This is a genomic window from Salinicola acroporae, from assembly GCF_003206615.1.
Lineage (GTDB): Bacteria > Pseudomonadota > Gammaproteobacteria > Pseudomonadales > Halomonadaceae > Salinicola > Salinicola acroporae.
This window is the reverse complement of record NZ_PZJW01000008.1, coordinates 69487-86127: the sequence shown is the minus strand read 5'-3', so window position 1 is coordinate 86127 and position 16641 is coordinate 69487. Positions and strand designations below refer to the sequence as shown.

14 protein-coding genes are annotated in these 16641 nt (G+C 65.3%); all 14 read left to right on the top strand.

Going from position 1 to position 16641, the window contains the following annotated elements:
• The first annotated feature begins 6 nt into the window (after positions 1–6).
• The 14 genes from leuB to DOM54_RS14265 all read left to right on the top strand — a co-directional run bounded on the left by leuB (position 7) and on the right by DOM54_RS14265 (position 16570).
• On the top strand, positions 7–1086 hold the full coding sequence (gene leuB / locus DOM54_RS14330) for a 3-isopropylmalate dehydrogenase (protein WP_110716995.1): 1080 nt from the start codon (positions 7–9) through the stop codon (positions 1084–1086).
• A gap of 163 nt (positions 1087–1249) precedes the next feature.
• Positions 1250–2365, top strand: coding sequence for an aspartate-semialdehyde dehydrogenase (asd, locus tag DOM54_RS14325; RefSeq protein ID WP_110716994.1), 1116 nt, complete (start codon positions 1250–1252; stop codon positions 2363–2365).
• Between the two features lie 156 nt (positions 2366–2521).
• Positions 2522–4876 (top strand): FimV/HubP family polar landmark protein, encoded by a 2355-nt coding sequence (locus tag DOM54_RS14320; protein WP_110716993.1) that lies wholly within the window; start codon positions 2522–2524, stop codon positions 4874–4876.
• Between the two features lie 24 nt (positions 4877–4900).
• Positions 4901–5878, top strand: coding sequence for a tRNA pseudouridine(38-40) synthase TruA (gene truA / locus DOM54_RS14315; protein WP_110716992.1), 978 nt, complete (start codon positions 4901–4903; stop codon positions 5876–5878).
• Entirely contained in the window at positions 5875–6552 is a 678-nt protein-coding gene (locus tag DOM54_RS14310) for a phosphoribosylanthranilate isomerase (protein ID WP_110716991.1), read from the top strand. The genes truA and DOM54_RS14310 overlap by 4 nt, the downstream gene beginning before the upstream one ends.
• A gap of 13 nt (positions 6553–6565) precedes the next feature.
• Positions 6566–7780, top strand: coding sequence for a tryptophan synthase subunit beta (gene trpB / locus DOM54_RS14305; RefSeq protein ID WP_240613914.1), 1215 nt, complete (start codon positions 6566–6568; stop codon positions 7778–7780).
• Between the two features lie 11 nt (positions 7781–7791).
• Positions 7792–8622: a tryptophan synthase subunit alpha gene (trpA, locus tag DOM54_RS14300; RefSeq protein ID WP_110716989.1), complete on the top strand. Its 831-nt coding sequence runs from the start codon at positions 7792–7794 to the stop codon at positions 8620–8622.
• Between the two features lie 96 nt (positions 8623–8718).
• On the top strand, positions 8719–9666 hold the full coding sequence (gene accD, locus DOM54_RS14295; RefSeq protein ID WP_110716988.1) for an acetyl-CoA carboxylase, carboxyltransferase subunit beta: 948 nt from the start codon (positions 8719–8721) through the stop codon (positions 9664–9666).
• Positions 9667–9681: 15 nt separating this feature from the next.
• On the top strand, positions 9682–10965 hold the full coding sequence (locus DOM54_RS14290) for a bifunctional folylpolyglutamate synthase/dihydrofolate synthase (protein WP_110716987.1): 1284 nt from the start codon (positions 9682–9684) through the stop codon (positions 10963–10965).
• 61 nt (positions 10966–11026) lie between these two features.
• Positions 11027–11752: an SPOR domain-containing protein gene (locus DOM54_RS14285; RefSeq protein WP_110716986.1), complete on the top strand. Its 726-nt coding sequence runs from the start codon at positions 11027–11029 to the stop codon at positions 11750–11752.
• Positions 11752–12363, top strand: coding sequence for a CvpA family protein (locus tag DOM54_RS14280; RefSeq protein WP_110716985.1), 612 nt, complete (start codon positions 11752–11754; stop codon positions 12361–12363). Before DOM54_RS14285 ends, DOM54_RS14280 begins: the two co-directional genes overlap by 1 nt.
• Before the next feature lie 175 nt (positions 12364–12538).
• Complete coding sequence (gene purF, locus DOM54_RS14275) at positions 12539–14050, top strand: amidophosphoribosyltransferase (RefSeq protein ID WP_110601013.1); 1512 nt, start codon at positions 12539–12541, stop codon at positions 14048–14050.
• A 52-nt stretch (positions 14051–14102) separates the two neighbouring features.
• Positions 14103–15305, top strand: a complete 1203-nt coding sequence (locus DOM54_RS14270; protein WP_110716984.1) for an O-succinylhomoserine sulfhydrylase — start codon at positions 14103–14105, stop codon at positions 15303–15305.
• A 710-nt stretch (positions 15306–16015) separates the two neighbouring features.
• Positions 16016–16570: a cytochrome b gene (locus DOM54_RS14265; RefSeq protein ID WP_110601015.1), complete on the top strand. Its 555-nt coding sequence runs from the start codon at positions 16016–16018 to the stop codon at positions 16568–16570.
• Positions 16571–16641: the final 71 nt, after the last annotated feature.

Sequence of the window (16641 nt, the reverse complement as noted above, 5' to 3'; positions counted from 1 at the left end):
CAATGCATGAGCAAGAAGATTCTGGTTCTTCCCGGTGACGGCATCGGCCCGGAAATCACTGCCGAGGCGGTCAAGATTCTGAACGCCTGCCGCGAAGCCGGGCTGGATGCCGAGCTGGAAGAGGCGCTGGTCGGCGGTGCCGGCTACGACGCCGAAGGGCACCCGCTTCCCGAGTCGACGCTGGCCAAGGCCAAGGCGGCGGATGCGATCCTGCTCGGCGCCGTGGGCGGGCCGAAGTGGGACACGCTCGAGGACCTGAGCAGACGCCCGGAGAAGGGGCTGCTGGGGTTGCGCAAGCATCTCAACCTGTTCGGTAACCTGCGCCCGGCGCTGCTCTACCCGCAACTGGCCGAGGCGTCGACGCTGAAGCCGGAAGTGGTCTCCGGGCTCGACATCATGATCGTGCGCGAGCTGACCGGAGGGATCTACTTCGGCCAGCCGCGGGGCATCGAGGAGCGTGACGGCGAGCGAGTCGGGTTCAACACCTACGTCTACTCGGAGTCCGAGATCGAGCGGATCGGCCGAGTCGCCTTCGAGATGGCGCAGAAGCGTGGCAAGAAGCTCTGCTCGGTGGACAAGGCCAACGTGCTCGAGGTCACCATCCTGTGGCGCGAGGTGATGAACCGGCTGGCGCCCGAGTACCCGGACGTCGAGCTGTCGCATATGTACGTCGACAATGCCGCCATGCAGTTGGTGCGCGCGCCCAAGCAATTTGACGTGGTGGTCACCGGCAACATGTTCGGCGATATCCTGTCGGACGCCGCGGCGATGCTGACCGGCTCCATCGGCATGCTGCCGTCGGCGTCGCTCAATGAGCATCAGCAGGGCATGTACGAACCGTGCCACGGCAGCGCGCCGGATATCGCCTGTCAGGGGCTGGCCAACCCGCTGGCGACGATCCTGTCGGTGGCGATGATGTTGCGCTATTCGTTGGGTGAGCCGGCCCTGGCCGAGCGCATCGAGCGGGCGGTCGGCAGCGTTCTCGATCAGGGCCTGCGGACCGCCGACATCGCCTATCCGGGCACGCGTCAGGTTTCCACCAGCGAGATGGGGGATGCGGTACTGGCGGCTTTCGCCGATGCTTGAGCGCGGATAGCTGGCGCCAATGCGCTATAATGCGCATTCAAGATCGACATGATACGACGACTCGAATGAGTCGTCGTGTCGCATTCATGATCATGAAAAGTGTCCGGTGGTCCGCGTGGCCACGCAGACGCCACTTTTCCAACAGCTTCGGGGTAACCAATCTATGTTGAAAGTCGGATTCGTCGGCTGGCGCGGTATGGTCGGTTCCGTGCTGATGCAGCGCATGCTGGATGACAACGATTTCGCCGGTCTCGAGCCGGTCTTCTTCTCCACCTCCCAGGCCGGCCAGGCCGGGCCCGATATCGGCATCGACGTGCCGGCGTTGAAGGACGCCAACGATATCGAGTCGCTCAAGGCAATGGACGTGATCGTCACCTGTCAGGGGGGCGACTATACCGGCGCGGTCTACCAGCCGCTGCGCCAGGCCGGCTGGAAAGGCTACTGGATCGACGCGGCCAGCACGCTGCGCATGGCGGAAGAGTCGTCCATCGTGCTCGATCCGGTCAACCGACACGTGATCGATGCCCAACTCGCCAAGGGCGCCAAAACCTTCGTCGGCGGCAACTGTACCGTCAGCCTGATGCTGATGGGCCTCGGGGGGCTGTTCGAAGCCGGCATGGTCGAGTGGATGACTTCCATGACCTATCAGGCGGCCTCGGGTTCCGGCGCCAAGCACATGCGCGAGCTGCTGTCGCAGATGGGCGCGCTGCAGTCTGCCGTGGCCCGTGATCTCGCCACGCCCTCCAGTGCCATCCTCGACATCGACCGCGATGTCACTGCCGCCATGCGCGGGAGCGAATTCCCGATCGACAACTTCGGCGCGCCGCTGGCCGGCAGCCTGTTGCCGTGGATCGACAAGGCGATGGAGAACGGTCAGAGCAAGGAAGAGTGGAAGGGGGGCGTCGAAACCAACAAGATTCTTGCCACCGGCAACAACCCGATTCCCATCGACGGCCTCTGCGTGCGGATCGGCGCAATGCGCTCCCACAGTCAGGCGTTCACCATCAAGCTCAAGCAGGACGTGCCGATCGACGAGATCGAGGATCGCCTGGCCAAGCATAACGACTGGGTCAAGGTCGTTCCCAACGAGAAGGAGGCCACGCTGGCGCAACTGACGCCGGCTGCTGTCAGCGGCACGCTCACCGTCCCGGTGGGTCGGCTGCGCAAGCTGGCCATGGGGGGCGAGTACCTGACCGCGTTCAGCGTCGGCGACCAGCTACTGTGGGGCGCAGCCGAGCCACTCAAGCGCATGCTGAAGATTTTGCGCGAGCAAGCCTGAAGGCAGTTTGCGGTCGCGATATCGCTGCGCGGTCGAGCCCCGCCAACGTTCGTTGGCGGGGCTTTTGTTATCCGACTGTTAACGAAGGGGTAAAGTTTACTGAGCCTGTGCCGATGAGTGATTCGAGATTCACTCCAATGCGTTGGCGAGGACACCATGCGGCAATGGCTCACAATGATGGCCGGCGGACTCTGTCTGGCTCTGGCTTCGGCGTCCCATGCACTCGGCGTTGGCGATCCGCAGCAGGTGTCGTCGCTCAATCGTCCGCTGCATGTGGTGCTGCCCCTGAGTGATGCGAAGGGGCTGGATGCATCGCGAATCTCGGTCGCCGTGGCCGACGCCGCGGCCTATCGCCAGGCGGGGCTGGCTCGCACTGCCCTGGCTGACACCGTGTCGGCCAGGGTCATGCGTCAGGGTGGCGGGTTGACGCTGGTGCTCGACAGCCCGAAGCGGGTGCGGGAACCTTACCTCGACCTGTTGCTGGTGGTGACCTGGCCGGAGGGGCAGTGGCAACGGGGCGTGTCGTTACTGTTCGATCCCGTCGACTATGCCAGTTCGAAGCCGCTGCTGGACGCTGATGCCTCGGCGGGAGCACGGCCAGCGAGGGCAATGCCCGCACCGGCACCACCGCCGGTGCGGGCAGCGACAAATGCGCCCCGGGCCTGGCCTGACCATCTGCAGGTGCAGCCGGGCGACTCGCTGTCCGGCCTGGCGGCCTCGCTACTACCTCGCGCCGGCATCAGTCGTCAGGCGTTGATGGTGAGCCTCTTTCAAGCCAATCCCGCGGCATTCATCGATGGCAATATCGGCCGTCTACGGGCCGGGGCCGATCTGCAGGTTCCTGCGGTCGATGCCGTGACCGGATTGTCCCGTGAAGACGCCGTGGCTCGGTTGCGGACGCTGACGGAACAGGTCAGCGAGGGCCGTCCGGTCGTCGATACACCGGGGGTGAGGGCCGCTTCCGATCGAGCTGGCAGCACGGAAATCTCGCCGCTCGCCTCGCTGGAGCAGCGCCTGGCCGAGTTGACCGCCGAATCCGAACGGCAACGGACCACAATCGATGCCTTGAGCGCCGAGCGCGACGAACTGCTTGAGACCCTCGCGGCGGCGCCCGCGGTCGGTGCTCCGTCGGCAACGATGGACCACGATGACGACTCCGCTCCCGAACGCTCCCCTGCGGATCAGGCTCCCGCCGGCGGGGGCAATGTCGTGGGCGATACGGCGGCGATAGCGGTAGCGCCGGTGGCTGCGGGCACGAGCGTTTCCGATGCCGGCGCAGCGACCTTGGCCGTGTCTGCCCCGAGCGCCGCTCGCGCTTCGACCACGCCGACTCCGACGACCCCGGCGAGAGGGTCGCTGCTGGATCACCTGGACTGGGTCGGTGGCGGATTGGTGGTCGTGCTGCTGGCGCTGTGGGGCTTTCAGCGGCGGCGTCGGGCCAGGGGCGAGGCGCTGCCGGTCGCCGACGAGCCCTCGCCGGACGAGACGACGGAAACCGGTGCGAACAGCGCCGCGAGGGCCTCCCCGCTTCGGCGCGCGGCGGGTGCCGACCTGGATCTCGACTCCGCTTCGATCAGCCAGGCGGACATCTACATGGCCTACGGTCGCTACGCCGAGGCGCGTGATTGGCTGCGTCAGCGACTCGCAGAGCGGGAGGACGCCCAGCTTCGGCTGGGCCTGCTGAGAGCGCTGGGCGAGCTCCGGGATATGGATGCGCTGGAATTGGCGCTATCCGGTTTTGGCGAGGACGCCACGCCACAGCAGCGACGAGCAGGTCAGGCCCTGGTCGACGACTATCGCGCCCGCTACGTCGAGGAGAGCTGGCAGGAGGCGACAGGCGACGGCATCGTGGGGGAGGAGGAAGCCGGGTGGCAGGCGGACGTGGACGACGTCGATGCGCTGTTCGAGTCCCAGGCTCCGCACGCCGTCTCCGGGGTTCCGGTTTCGGGGGGGATCGACGACATGGCGACTTCCCCAGCGGCCTCATCCCGAAGCAGGGACGCGCGTTTCGATATCGATGCCACTCCCCGTCGGTCCCCGTTGGGGGATGCCGGAGCCGAGGGAGCGCGGCGCGATGGCGTGGCGACGCTGTTCGAGGATGACTTGAGCGTGGCTGCCGACGCTTCGGAGGGGTTGTCGCTCGTCGCCCGCATCGAGTACGAAGCGCCGACGCTGGAGTTGGCGACGGAACCGCCAGAAAAAGCCACGTCCTCCTCTGTGGCCAGGCCTGTCGTCGACTTCTCGACACTCTCGCTGGAGCCCACGGAACAGTCGCTGGGGGTCATGGCCGGGCCGGAGCGCGGATCGTGCGCGGAGTCGTTCGACGACGGCGAATTCGGCATCAGGATCGATGACCCCGCGAGTGGGACGCCAAGGCATTCCGATGGTGCCGGCGTCGCGTCGAGGATCCTGGGCGAGGAGGCTATTGGCCGCCGCCGCGAAGTTCCCGCCGATCAGGACGTCGAGGAGGTGGAATTCCGGTCGTCGCATCGGGATAATGGGCGCCCCTAACGACTTTCGGCTGCACAGGTTTCGATGGCGTTTTTCTCCCGGCAGGACGACAACCAGCCGCTGACGGGCCGTCTGGCCCTTGGCGTCGAGTACGACGGTACGCATTACTGCGGCTGGCAACGCCTGCGCCAGGCTCCATCGGTGCAGGGCGCGCTCGAGACGGCGTTGAGCAAGATCGCCGCCGCGCCGGTGCGCGTGCTCTGCAGCGGGCGCACCGACAGTGGCGTCCACGCCACACGCCAGATCGTTCACTTCGATGCGCCGGTCGCGCGCACCCAGAAGGCCTGGCTGTTCGGCGCCAACGCGCAGTTGCCGCGGGATATCGCGGTGCGCTGGCTGATGCCGGTCGCCGACGACTTCCATGCCCGCTTCTCGGCGCTGGCCCGCCGCTATCGCTACCTCATTCTCAATCAGCCGACGCGCCCGGTCATGGAACGGAACAACGTGACATGGTGCCGGGAGCCGCTGGATGCCGGGCGCATGCATCGCGCCGCTCAAGCTCTGGTCGGCGAACATGACTTCTCCAGCTACCGGGCCGCCGGCTGCCAATCGAAGGTGCCGGTGCGCCACCTCCATTTCATCGAGGTACGCCGCCTGGGGCCGCTGGTCATGATCGATGTGCAGGCCAACGCCTTCTTGCATCACATGATCCGCAACATCGCCGGCGTGCTGGTGGCGGTCGGCCGGGGGGACGAGGATGAGACCTATCCCGCCAGGCTGTTGGCACTGAAGGATCGCAAGCTGGGTAATGTCACCGCACCCGCCTGCGGGCTGCATTTCGTCGATGTCCGTTTCGACGAACGCTTCGCGTTGCCCGAGGAGCCGGTGGGGCCGAGCCTGATGGCGTTTCTCGGTGACTGGACCGGCGAGCGGGACATGATCCCGGATACGCCGCTGATGCGCCGGCGTCGGGTATGGCCGAAATGGATCGACGATCAGGGCCGGGTGGTCGACCAGCATCCCCAGGCCGCGATAGAAGCCGGTGAGGAGGTCTCGCCATGAGTACGGAGATCAATCAGGCCAGAGTCAAGATCTGCGGTCTGACCCGGGCCGAGGACATTCGGGTCGCCATCGCTTGCGGGGCCGACGCCCTGGGTTTCGTGATGTGGGCGGGCAGTGCTCGCGCCATCGATGTCGATAGACTCGCGACGCTGAGTGCCACGGTGTCACCGTTCGTGACCCGGGTCGGTCTGTTCGTCGATCCGAGCGTTGCCGATGTCGAGGCGTGTCTACCCTATCTCGACCTGCTACAGTTCCATGGCGACGAGCCTGCCGATTTCTGCGCGCGGTTCGACAAGCCCTGGATCAAGGCGATCCGGATGCGCGACGAGATCGATCTCGTGGCGGCGGCCGAGACCTATGCGGGAGCCGGTGCGCTGCTTCTCGATGCGTTTCGCCCGGGCGTCCCCGGCGGTACGGGAGAAACCTTCGACTGGCAGCGCATCCCCGACTCGCTGGCGAAACCCGTGATCCTCGCCGGTGGCCTGACCCCCGACAATGTCGCCGCGGCCATCCTGCAGGTGCGACCCTATGCGGTCGATGTCTCCGGCGGCGTCGAGTCGGGCAAGGGGATCAAGGATCCGTCGCGGGTCCGGGCATTCTGCGCGCAGGTGCAGGCGACGATTGCCGCACTGTCCGATGCGCCGTTCACCACCAAATCATCCACCGCCAACTGATGAGGGTCCCTTCGTGAGCCGATTCCACGACCTGACGCAACTGCCGGACGCTCGCGGCCACTTCGGCCCTTACGGTGGCCGCTTCGTTTCCGAGACCCTGAGTTTCGCCCTCGAAGAGCTCGAGACCATCTACGCGAGCCTCAAGGACGATCCCGAATTCCAGGCCGAGTTCGACCGTGATCTGAAGCATTACGTCGGCCGGCCGTCGCCGCTCTATCATGCCGAGCGCTGGTCTCGCGAGATCGGCGGCGCCCAGATCTGGCTCAAGCGAGAAGATCTGAATCACACCGGCGCGCACAAGGTGAACAACACCATCGGTCAGGCCCTGCTGGCCAAGAAGTCCGGCAAGCCCCGAGTGATCGCAGAGACCGGCGCCGGCCAGCACGGTGTCGCCACGGCCACGGTCGCCGCGCGGCTGGGGCTGAAGTGCGAAATCTACATGGGCGCCGAAGACGTCGAGCGTCAGAAGCTCAACGTCTACCGCATGCATCTGCTGGGCGCCAAGGTGGTGCCGGTGGAGTCCGGTTCGCGCACGCTCAAGGACGCGATGAACGAAGCGCTGCGTGACTGGGTGACCAACGTCGACGACACCTTCTATATCATCGGCACGGTGGCCGGCCCGCATCCGTATCCGATGCTGGTGCGTGACTTCAGCGCCATCGTCGGCCGCGAAGCGCGCCGGCAATCGCTGGAACAGATCGGCCGGCTGCCGGACGCGCTGGTCGCCTGCGTCGGCGGCGGTTCCAATGCCATGGGGCTGTTTTACCCGTTCGTCGAGGATGACGATGTCACCATGTACGGCGTCGAGGCCGGCGGTGAAGGCGTTGCCACCGGACGCCACGCCGCGCCGTTGACCGCCAATGCGCCGCGTGGCGTGCTCCACGGCAACCGGACCTACCTGATGTCCGACGAGGGTGGACAGGTCGCCGACACCCAGTCGATCTCCGCCGGCCTGGATTATCCCGGCGTCGGCCCCGAGCATGCGCTGTGGAAGGATGTCGGCCGCGTCCGTTACGTAGCGGCGGACGACGACGAGGTACTGGCGGCGTTTCGCGAACTGACGCTCGTCGAGGGCATCATGCCCGCGCTCGAATCCGCTCACGCGCTGGCCCACGCCAAGAAGCTGGCGGGGGAGATGTCGCCGGATCAGCATATCGTCGTCAACCTTTCCGGCCGTGGCGACAAGGATATTCACACCGTCGCCAAGCTCGACGGCATCGAATTTTGACTGGGGTCGACATGAATCGAACCGTATCCAACCGTATCGACCGGCGCTTCGCGGCACTCAAGGCCCAGGGTCGCACGGCGCTCATCCCCTATATTACCGCCGGCGACCCGGCGCCCGCGCACACGGTCGATTTCATGCACGCCTGTGTGGAAGCCGGGGCCGACGTCCTCGAGCTCGGTGTACCGTTCTCCGATCCGATGGCGGACGGGCCGGTGATCCAGAAGGCTTGCGAGCGGGCGCTGGTGCACGGTACCCGGCTACGCCACGTGCTGGAGATGGTGGCCGAATTTCGCCAGCGGGACAGCGAAACGCCGGTGGTACTGATGGGGTATCTCAATCCCATCGAGCGGATGGGATACGACGTCTTCACGCGCCAGGCGCAGGCGTCCGGTGTCGACGGGGTACTGGTGGTCGATATGCCGCCGGAGGAAGCCGGCGACAACGCCGCGTTGTTCGCGGCCCACGGCCTGCAGTCGATCTTCCTGCTCGCACCGACGACCTCCGAGGCGCGGGCCAGGGAGATCTGCAGCCACGGCGAGGGCTATCTCTATTACGTCTCGCTCAAGGGCGTGACCGGGGCGGCAACGCTCGACGCCGACGCCGTCGGCGAGCAACTGGGCAAGCTGCGGCGCGTGACCGAGCTGCCGCTCTGCGTCGGGTTCGGCATCCGCGATGGCGAGACGGCAGCGGCGATCGGCCGGGTGGCCGACGGCGTCATCGTCGGCAGTGCCTTGGTCGGCCGTATCGCCGAGCATGCCGACGACCCGGACGCCATTCCCGCAGAGCTGAAGTCGATCCTCGGCGAGATGCGGGAAGCGCTCGACCGCGACGTGGCCGGCTGAGGCCGGGGCGACGATTTGGTATCATCCAGCGTTTCCGTTTCTCGTATGGCTGTTTTCACCACTTTCTGTTTTGGCAAATAGGGAAGCTTTCCTGACATGAGCTGGCTAGACAAGATCGTTCCGTCGATGAGCCGCACCCAGCGCAATGACCGCCGCGCTAGCGTGCCGGACGGCCTGTGGCGCAAGTGCCCGAACTGTGAATCGGTGCTCTACCTTCCCGAGCTGGAGAAGCACCAGAATGTCTGCCCCAAGTGCCAGCATCATCTGCGGCTGACCGCTCGCAAGCGGCTCAACTGGTTCCTCGACGCGGAAGGGCGCGAGGAGATCGCCGGCGATCTCCAGCCGAGCGACCGACTCAAGTTCCGCGACTCCAAGAAGTACAAGGATCGACTGGCATCGGCCCAGAAGTCGACCGACGAGAACGATGCGCTGATCGCCATGCGCGGAACGCTCGATGGCCTGCCGGTGGTGGCGGTGGCGTTTGAATTCTCGTTCATGGGCGGCTCCATGGGTGCGATCGTCGGCGAGAAATTCGTGCGTGCGGCGACGCTTGCCCTCGAGGAGCGGATTCCGCTGGTCTGCTTTGCCGCCTCCGGTGGCGCGCGCATGCAGGAAGCCCTGTTCTCGCTGATGCAGATGGCCAAGACGTCGGCGGCGCTCGAGAAGCTCAAGCTGGCCGGCGTGCCCTATATCTCGGTGCTCACCGACCCCGTCTTCGGCGGTGTGTCGGCGTCGCTGGCGATGCTGGGCGACCTCAACGTGGCCGAACCCAACGCCCTGATCGGCTTCGCCGGCCCGCGCGTTATCGAGCAGACGGTACGCGAGACCCTGCCGGAAGGCTTCCAGCGCAGCGAGTTCCTGCTCGAGCACGGCACCGTCGACATGATCGTGTCGCGACCGGAGCTACGCGAGCGATTGGGCAGCGTGCTGCGCAAGCTGACGCATCAGCCGGTCGTCGGCGTGGCGACGGACGAGGCGTCCGAAGCGGACGAGGATTTTTCTCCACTACCGGACGAGCCGGACGCTTCCCGAGCCTCACGTTAAGGAATCTGTCGAGCCATGAGTGCCACCCTCGACGACTGGCTGGCGCGCCTTGAGCGCCAGCATCCGGTTGCCATCGACATGGGGCTGGAGCGGGTGGCTGTCGTGGCCGAGCGGCTCGGCCTGACGCAGGGCCCGATCGCGCACCGTGTGGTGACCGTTGCCGGTACCAACGGCAAGGGTTCCACGGTGGCGATGCTGGAGCGGCTGGCGCGAGCCCACGGTCTGACGACGGCCAGTTATACCTCACCTCACCTCCTGCGCTATAACGAGCGGCTCTGCTTCGACGGTTGTGCGGCCGGGGACGAGCTCCTGGTTGCCGGTTTCGAGCGCGTCGAGGCGGCGCGCCTGGCCGGCGATCCCGTCAGCCTGACCTATTTTGAAGCGGGAACCCTGGCGGCGCTGGTGACGATCGCCGATGTCCGCCCCCAACTGGCCATTCTCGAAGTGGGGCTGGGCGGCCGCCTGGACGCGGTCAACGTGGTCGACAGCGACGTCGCGATCATCACCACCATCGCCCAGGATCACGCGGATTTTCTCGGTACCGATCTCGAGGGCATCGGCTTCGAGAAAGCCGGCATTCTCCGGCAGGGGCGACCCGCGGTATTGGGTAGCCGTGAACTGCCGGCGAGCGTCTCTCGGCGGATCCAGGCACTGGCCGTCTTCGATCATTGGCTGGGCGGCGATTTCGATCACGCCGAAGCGGGCGAGGGTGAATGGTCCTGGCAGGGCCGGTCGGAAGCGGGTGATCGCTATCGTCTCGATAGCTTGCCCGACCCGGGGTTGCCGCTGGACAATGCCGCCGTCGCGCTCGAGGCCCTGAGCCTGTGCGGTGTGCCGCCACGAGAATCCGAATCTCGCCTGGCAATGTCGGACGTGGCGCTGGCGGGCCGGTTGCAGTGGCTGGGGAACTGGTGCTTCGACGTGGCGCACAACCCGCATGCGGCCCGTTACGTGGGGTCGCGGTTGGCCCGGCGCCCGCGGCCGGCACGCCGTATCGGACTGCTCGGCGTGCTCAAGGACAAGGACGCCGAAGCGCTGATCGAGGCACTGGCTCCGGTCGTCGACGTGTGGCTGCCAGTAGGCTTGCCGGGTACGCGCGGGCGTTCCGGTGAAGAGCTAGCCACGGTCGTTGCCTCGCGGGGCGGAGAGACGTTGATGGCGGCATCGTCGCCGTCGGCGGCCGTCGCCTGGCTGGCGCCACGTCTTGCGCCCGATGAAGAAGTGTTAGTATGCGGTTCGTTTCTCACCGTGGCCGGCGCGCTCGAGGCGCTCCAGGCCCGGCTGAATGACGACGCGTAATCAATTCGATCACGGGATGATCGAGCGGCTGTCGAAGCATGTCTAAGGAGGTCCAGGTCCTATGAAGTATGGATGGCGTGAACGTATCAGCGGCGCGGTCATTCTCGTCGCGCTGGGGGCCATTTTTCTGCCGATGCTGTTCGACGATCCCGAACCGCGCCAGCAGGAGCCGGGGCCGGTCATGGTGATCGAACAGCCGATCGACGGAGGCGAGACACGTCAGCGTATCATCGAGTCGCCGCAGCCGCCGGCGTCGGTCGCTACCCAGAATGGCAACAGGGGGGGCGATGCGGGTGACACTGCCGTGCCCGAGCCGGATACCCGCGATCAACTGGGTGCCGGCAGTGAAGACTCATTCGGCCAGAACAACGCTGGCGGCGGCGGATCGTCCACCACCGGCGGCGATGATCCGATTGCCGATATCGCGCAGTCCGAGCCGCCGCAGTCGACTTCACGCCAGCCGGAACCGGAGCCAGAACCAGCCAGGCCGGCTACCAGCCAGCCCGCCTCGCCGCAGCAGGCATCGACGCCCGAGCGCACCCCCGCGAGCAGCGATGGGGGCTGGGTGGTTCAGGTCGGCAGCTTCGGTCAGTCCGACAACGCCACGCGATTGGCGGCCAAGCTCAAGGAGCAGGGCTTCGCGGCATACTCCCAGCCCAGAGACAACAATCTGACCACGGTCTACGTTGGGCCGTTCTCGTCCTCGGACGCAGGCGAGAAAGCTCGCGCCGAGCTCAAGCAGGCCGCCAATATCCAGGGGCTGCTGATTCGCAAGCCGGGTAGCTGATGACATTGACCTGGCTCGACTATGCCTTCCTGCTGGTGTTGACGATATCGATGCTGGCAGGTTTCATGCGTGGCCTGGTACGGGAGGCGCTGGGGCTCGGCGCCTGGATCGTGGCGTTGCTGGCGGCGCGGGTATTCGCCAAACCGATCGCCGACCTGCTGGAACCGTACATCTCCCATCCCGACGCAAGGCTGGTACTGGGTTTCGTGCTGATCATCTTCGTGGTGGTGATGGTCTGCGGCTTCGTCATCCGGCTGCTCAATGCGGCGGTGGAGTGGGTCGGCATGGGCTTCTTCAATCGCCTGGCCGGAGCGGTCTTCGGCCTGGCCCGGGGAGCCGCGATCCTGGTGATCGTCACGGTCGTCATCGGATTGACACCGCTGGCGCAGTTGCAGGCGTGGCAGCAGGCCCAGTTGAGGCCGTCGTTCGAATCCCTGCGCGAGTGGGCACTGGTTCAGTTGCAGAGCTGGGACGTCGATACGACGGCTGCGGAGGATGCCATGCGGCAACTGCCGATGACATTACCGCAAAGCGACAATTCTTCATCCAGTCAGAACGGGCGCGGTGTGACGATTCCGATCCCCGCTCCGACCGAAAAACCAGCGCCCTGAAGGAGGCGATGAACGAATAGGCGAGCGGGCTGAAGTGCCGGACATCCGCAGCCCGGGGCCCCCGATGTATGGGACCCGGGCGAAGATGCCGGGCATCGCGTCACGGCGCGATTCATCCACGCAGGCTTTCGTGCACTGTTTCCCGAGTAGGTGCGACCAAGCGAGGTAAGTCGGCATGTGCGGTATCGTAGGCCTCATGGCCAATGAAGCGGTCAATCAGTTGATCTATGACGCATTGACGGTTTTGCAGCACCGCGGACAGGACGCCGCCGGCATGATGACCTGGGATGAAGGTCGCTTTCTGCTGCGCAAGAACAACGGGCTGGTTCGCGACGTCTTTCATACACGCCACATGAAGCGTCTGCAGGGCCACCTGGGGATCGGTCATGTGCGCTATCCCACCGCGGGGTCGGCGAGCGAGGCCGAGTCCCAGCCGTTCTACGTCAACTCGCCCTACGGCATCACCTTGGCCCACAACGGCAACCTGACCAACTCCGATCAGCTCAAGCAGGAGCTGTTCTCCTCCGACCTGCGTCACATCAATACCAGCTCCGATTCCGAGGTGCTGCTCAACGTGTTCGCCCATGAGTTGGGCAAGCAGGGACTGTACCTGACGCCGGAAGACATCTTCGACGCGCTGCGCCGCGTCCATCGCCGCTGCAGTGGCGGTTACGCCGCGGTCGCGATCATCAACGGCTTCGGCCTGGTGGCGTTCCGCGACCCCCATGGCATCCGTCCGGTGGTCTACGGCACACGCCAGACCGCCGAGGGCCAGGAGGTGATGATCGCTTCCGAGTCGGTGGCGCTCGACGTCGCCGGCTTCGAACTGGTGCGCGACCTGGCACCGGGCGAAGCGATCTTCGTCGACATGGACAAGAACATCCATACGCAACAGTGTGCCGACAAGCCGCGGCTGACACCGTGCATCTTCGAGCACGTCTACCTGGCGCGCCCCGACTCGATGCTCGACGGTGCCTACGTCTACGGTACCCGGATGCAGATGGGCCGCAAGCTTGGCGATCGTATCCAGCGTGAGTGGCCGGATCACGATATCGATGTGGTGATCCCGATTCCGGATACCTCTCGGACCACGGCACTGGAACTGGCCCAGCACATCGGGGTGACCTTCCGTGAAGGATTCATGAAGAACCGCTACATCGGGCGGACCTTCATCATGCCGGGCCAGACCCAGCGCAAGAAATCGGTTCGCCAGAAGCTCAACGCCATCGCCAGCGAGTTCGAGGGCAAGAACGTGCTGCTGGTAGACGACTCCATCGTGCGCGGAACGACCTGCAAGCAGATCATCCAGATGGCGCGGGACGCCGGCGCCAACAAGGTCTACTTCGCCTCCGCCGCGCCGGCGGTGCGCTATCCCAACGTCTACGGCATCGACATGCCGGTGGCCACCGAGCTGGTCGCCCACGGTCGCACCGATGCCGAGGTGAGCGAACTGATCGGCGCCGACAAGCTGATCTATCAGGACCTGGAGGACCTCAAGGCCGCCTGTCGCGAGGTCAATCCGGCACTGGACGATTTCGATTGTTCCGTCTTCGACGGCAGTTACGTGACTGGCGATGTCGACGAGGCCTATTTCGCTGCGCTGGAGGCTTCGCGCAACGATGCCGCCAAGCAGCGCGAGAGCCTCAATGCCGTGGTCGACCTGCACAACGATATCGAAGACGATTGAATCTTCCGACCCGATGATCCGCTCATCGGGTCCTGCTTTCAGGAGCTGCAGGATGAGTTTTGACGACCACCTCTCGCCGGGGTTGGACACACTGGGTCTGGAGACGCTGGCGATCCGCGCGGGGCACGAGCGTACCCACGAGCAGGAGCACGGCGAGCCGATCTTCCCGACCTCGAGCTTCGTCTACGGCAGCGCGGCGGAGGCGGCGCGCAAGTTCAAGGGCGAGGAGCCAGGCAACGTCTACTCCCGCTTCACCAACCCCACGGTGCGCACCTTCGAACGACGGCTGGCGGCGCTCGAGGGCGGCGAGCGCTGCGTCGCCACCAGCTCCGGCATGGCCGCGATCCTCTCTACCGTGCTGGCGCTGCTGGAAGCGGGCGATGAAGTCGTTGTCTCGCGCTCGGTGTTCGGCTCGACCATCGCTTTGTTCGACAAGTACCTCGCCAAATTCGGCGTGGTGCCACGCTATGTCGAACTCAACGATCTGGCGCAGTGGGAAGCGGCGATCACGCCCCGGACCAGACTGCTCTTCGCGGAGACGCCGTCGAACCCTCTCAACGAGCTGGTCGACATCGCGGCGTTGGCCGAGCTGGCCCACCGGCACGGCGCCTGGCTTGCGATCGACAACTGCTTCCTCACCCCGGCGCTACAGCGGCCGCTGGAACTGGGCGCGGATCTGGTCATTCACTCGGCGACCAAGTATCTCGACGGTCAGGGCCGGGCGATCGGCGGGGCGGTCGTAGGGCGTGATCAGGAGCTCGAGCAGCTCTACGGCGTCGTTCGTACCTGCGGCCCTTGCATGAGCCCGTTCAACGCCTGGATCTTCCTCAAGGGGCTGGAGACGCTCAGCCTACGGATGGAGGCGCATAGCCGCAATGCGCTGGCGTTCGCCGAGTGGCTGGAGTCGCAGCCCGCCATCGAGCGTGTCCACTACAGCGGACTCGAGAGCCATCCGCAGCATTCATTGGCCAGGCAGCAGCAGCGGGGGTTCGGCGCGGTGATGGGGCTCGAGGTGAAGGGCGGCCAGGAGGCGGCGTGGACGGTGATCGACAACACTCGCCTGATGTCGATCACCGGCAATCTGGGGGACGTCAAGACCACCATCACCCATCCCGGTACCACCACCCATGGCCGTCTCAGCGACGGGCAGCGCGCTTCCGCCGGCATCCGGGACGGCCTGATTCGCATTGCCGTCGGTCTGGAGACGCTCGACGATCTCAAGGCCGATCTCGAGCGAGGGCTGACATTGCTCTAGCCGGCGAGGAGAGCGACCTATCGTGTCAGGTTGGTGGACGCTAACCTGGCGCGTGCGGTAGGGCATGTTCTTGATGGGGACAGGGCTCCGGCGGTTGCGCTGGAGCCCTGTCGGTTTTGACGAACGGGTTTTCGGCTGGCCCGTGCTATCTATTGTTCGTTCGTGGGGCCATACTGACGTGGTCACGTCGGCCTGGCTGGCTGAAAAAATCATCACGTGGTCGCAGTCGCCGGGTTGACCAACTAGGTCGTATGCGGACGAGGAAAATGTGATGAGCAAAGGAAGAGACAGCAAGAAGGACACCAAGAAGAAGCCGCTCCTGACAGCCAAGGAGAAGAAGGCTGCGAAGGCCTCCAAAAAGTCCGATAGCAGTATATTCAGTCATTGAAAGCGCAGCGGCCATCGATGCTTCGATGGCTTTGATAATACCTCTCCATCACACCATCACCGGTATGCCACGCAATGATGCCCGCGCTGCCACGCGTTCGGGCGGCAGCGCGTTGCCCCCCTCGTTCTTTCCTCGATGTGATGCACTCCGGTGCGTCCGTGGAAGGCTCCGTTGGATGTCGGCTGGCGTCGAGATGAGGCGGGAAACCGGCTCGTGTCTCCGCCTTATTGTTTCCCACTCGTCACCAATCGTTTTACGGATCCCGGTCTAGCATCCTGACCGTGAGGCAGTATGCTGAATCGGAACGAAGGGGAGAGACGCCGTGTGGGGTAATACGCGATCGGGTTGGGGCTGGGTCAGCATCGCCATTCACTGGGCGAGCGCGCTGGCGATTTTCGGCCTGTTCGCCCTAGGCTGGTGGATGACCGGCCTGGGCTACTACGATCACTGGTATCACTTGGCGCCGTGGTGGCACAAGTCGATAGGCATCCTGGTACTGCTGGTAAGTGTACTGAGAGTGATCTGGAGAGTGCTGCAGCCGACGCCGGTCGCCCATGGCACCCGGCTCGAACGACGTGCGGCGCACATCGGCCATGGCCTGATCTATGCGCTGATGTTCGTCGTGATGATCTCCGGTTACCTGATTTCCACGGCGGAAGGCGATGGCATCAGCGTGTTCGGCTGGTTCACCATGCCGGCGCTGGTATCGGGCCTGCCGAATCAGGCCGTACTGGCGGGCGACGTGCACTGGTACGCGGCCTGGGCGCTGGTCGTTCTGGCCGTCGGCCACGGTCTGGCGGCATGCAAGCATCATTGGCTGGATCGCCAGGATACGCTGGTCCGGATGCTGACGCCCCGTGCGGCCAGGCAGCGCTGATCACGCTTTCCCGGCCAGGGCGACCGACATACGAGCCGGTCGCCCTGGCCGAATCGCTCGACAATACGAAC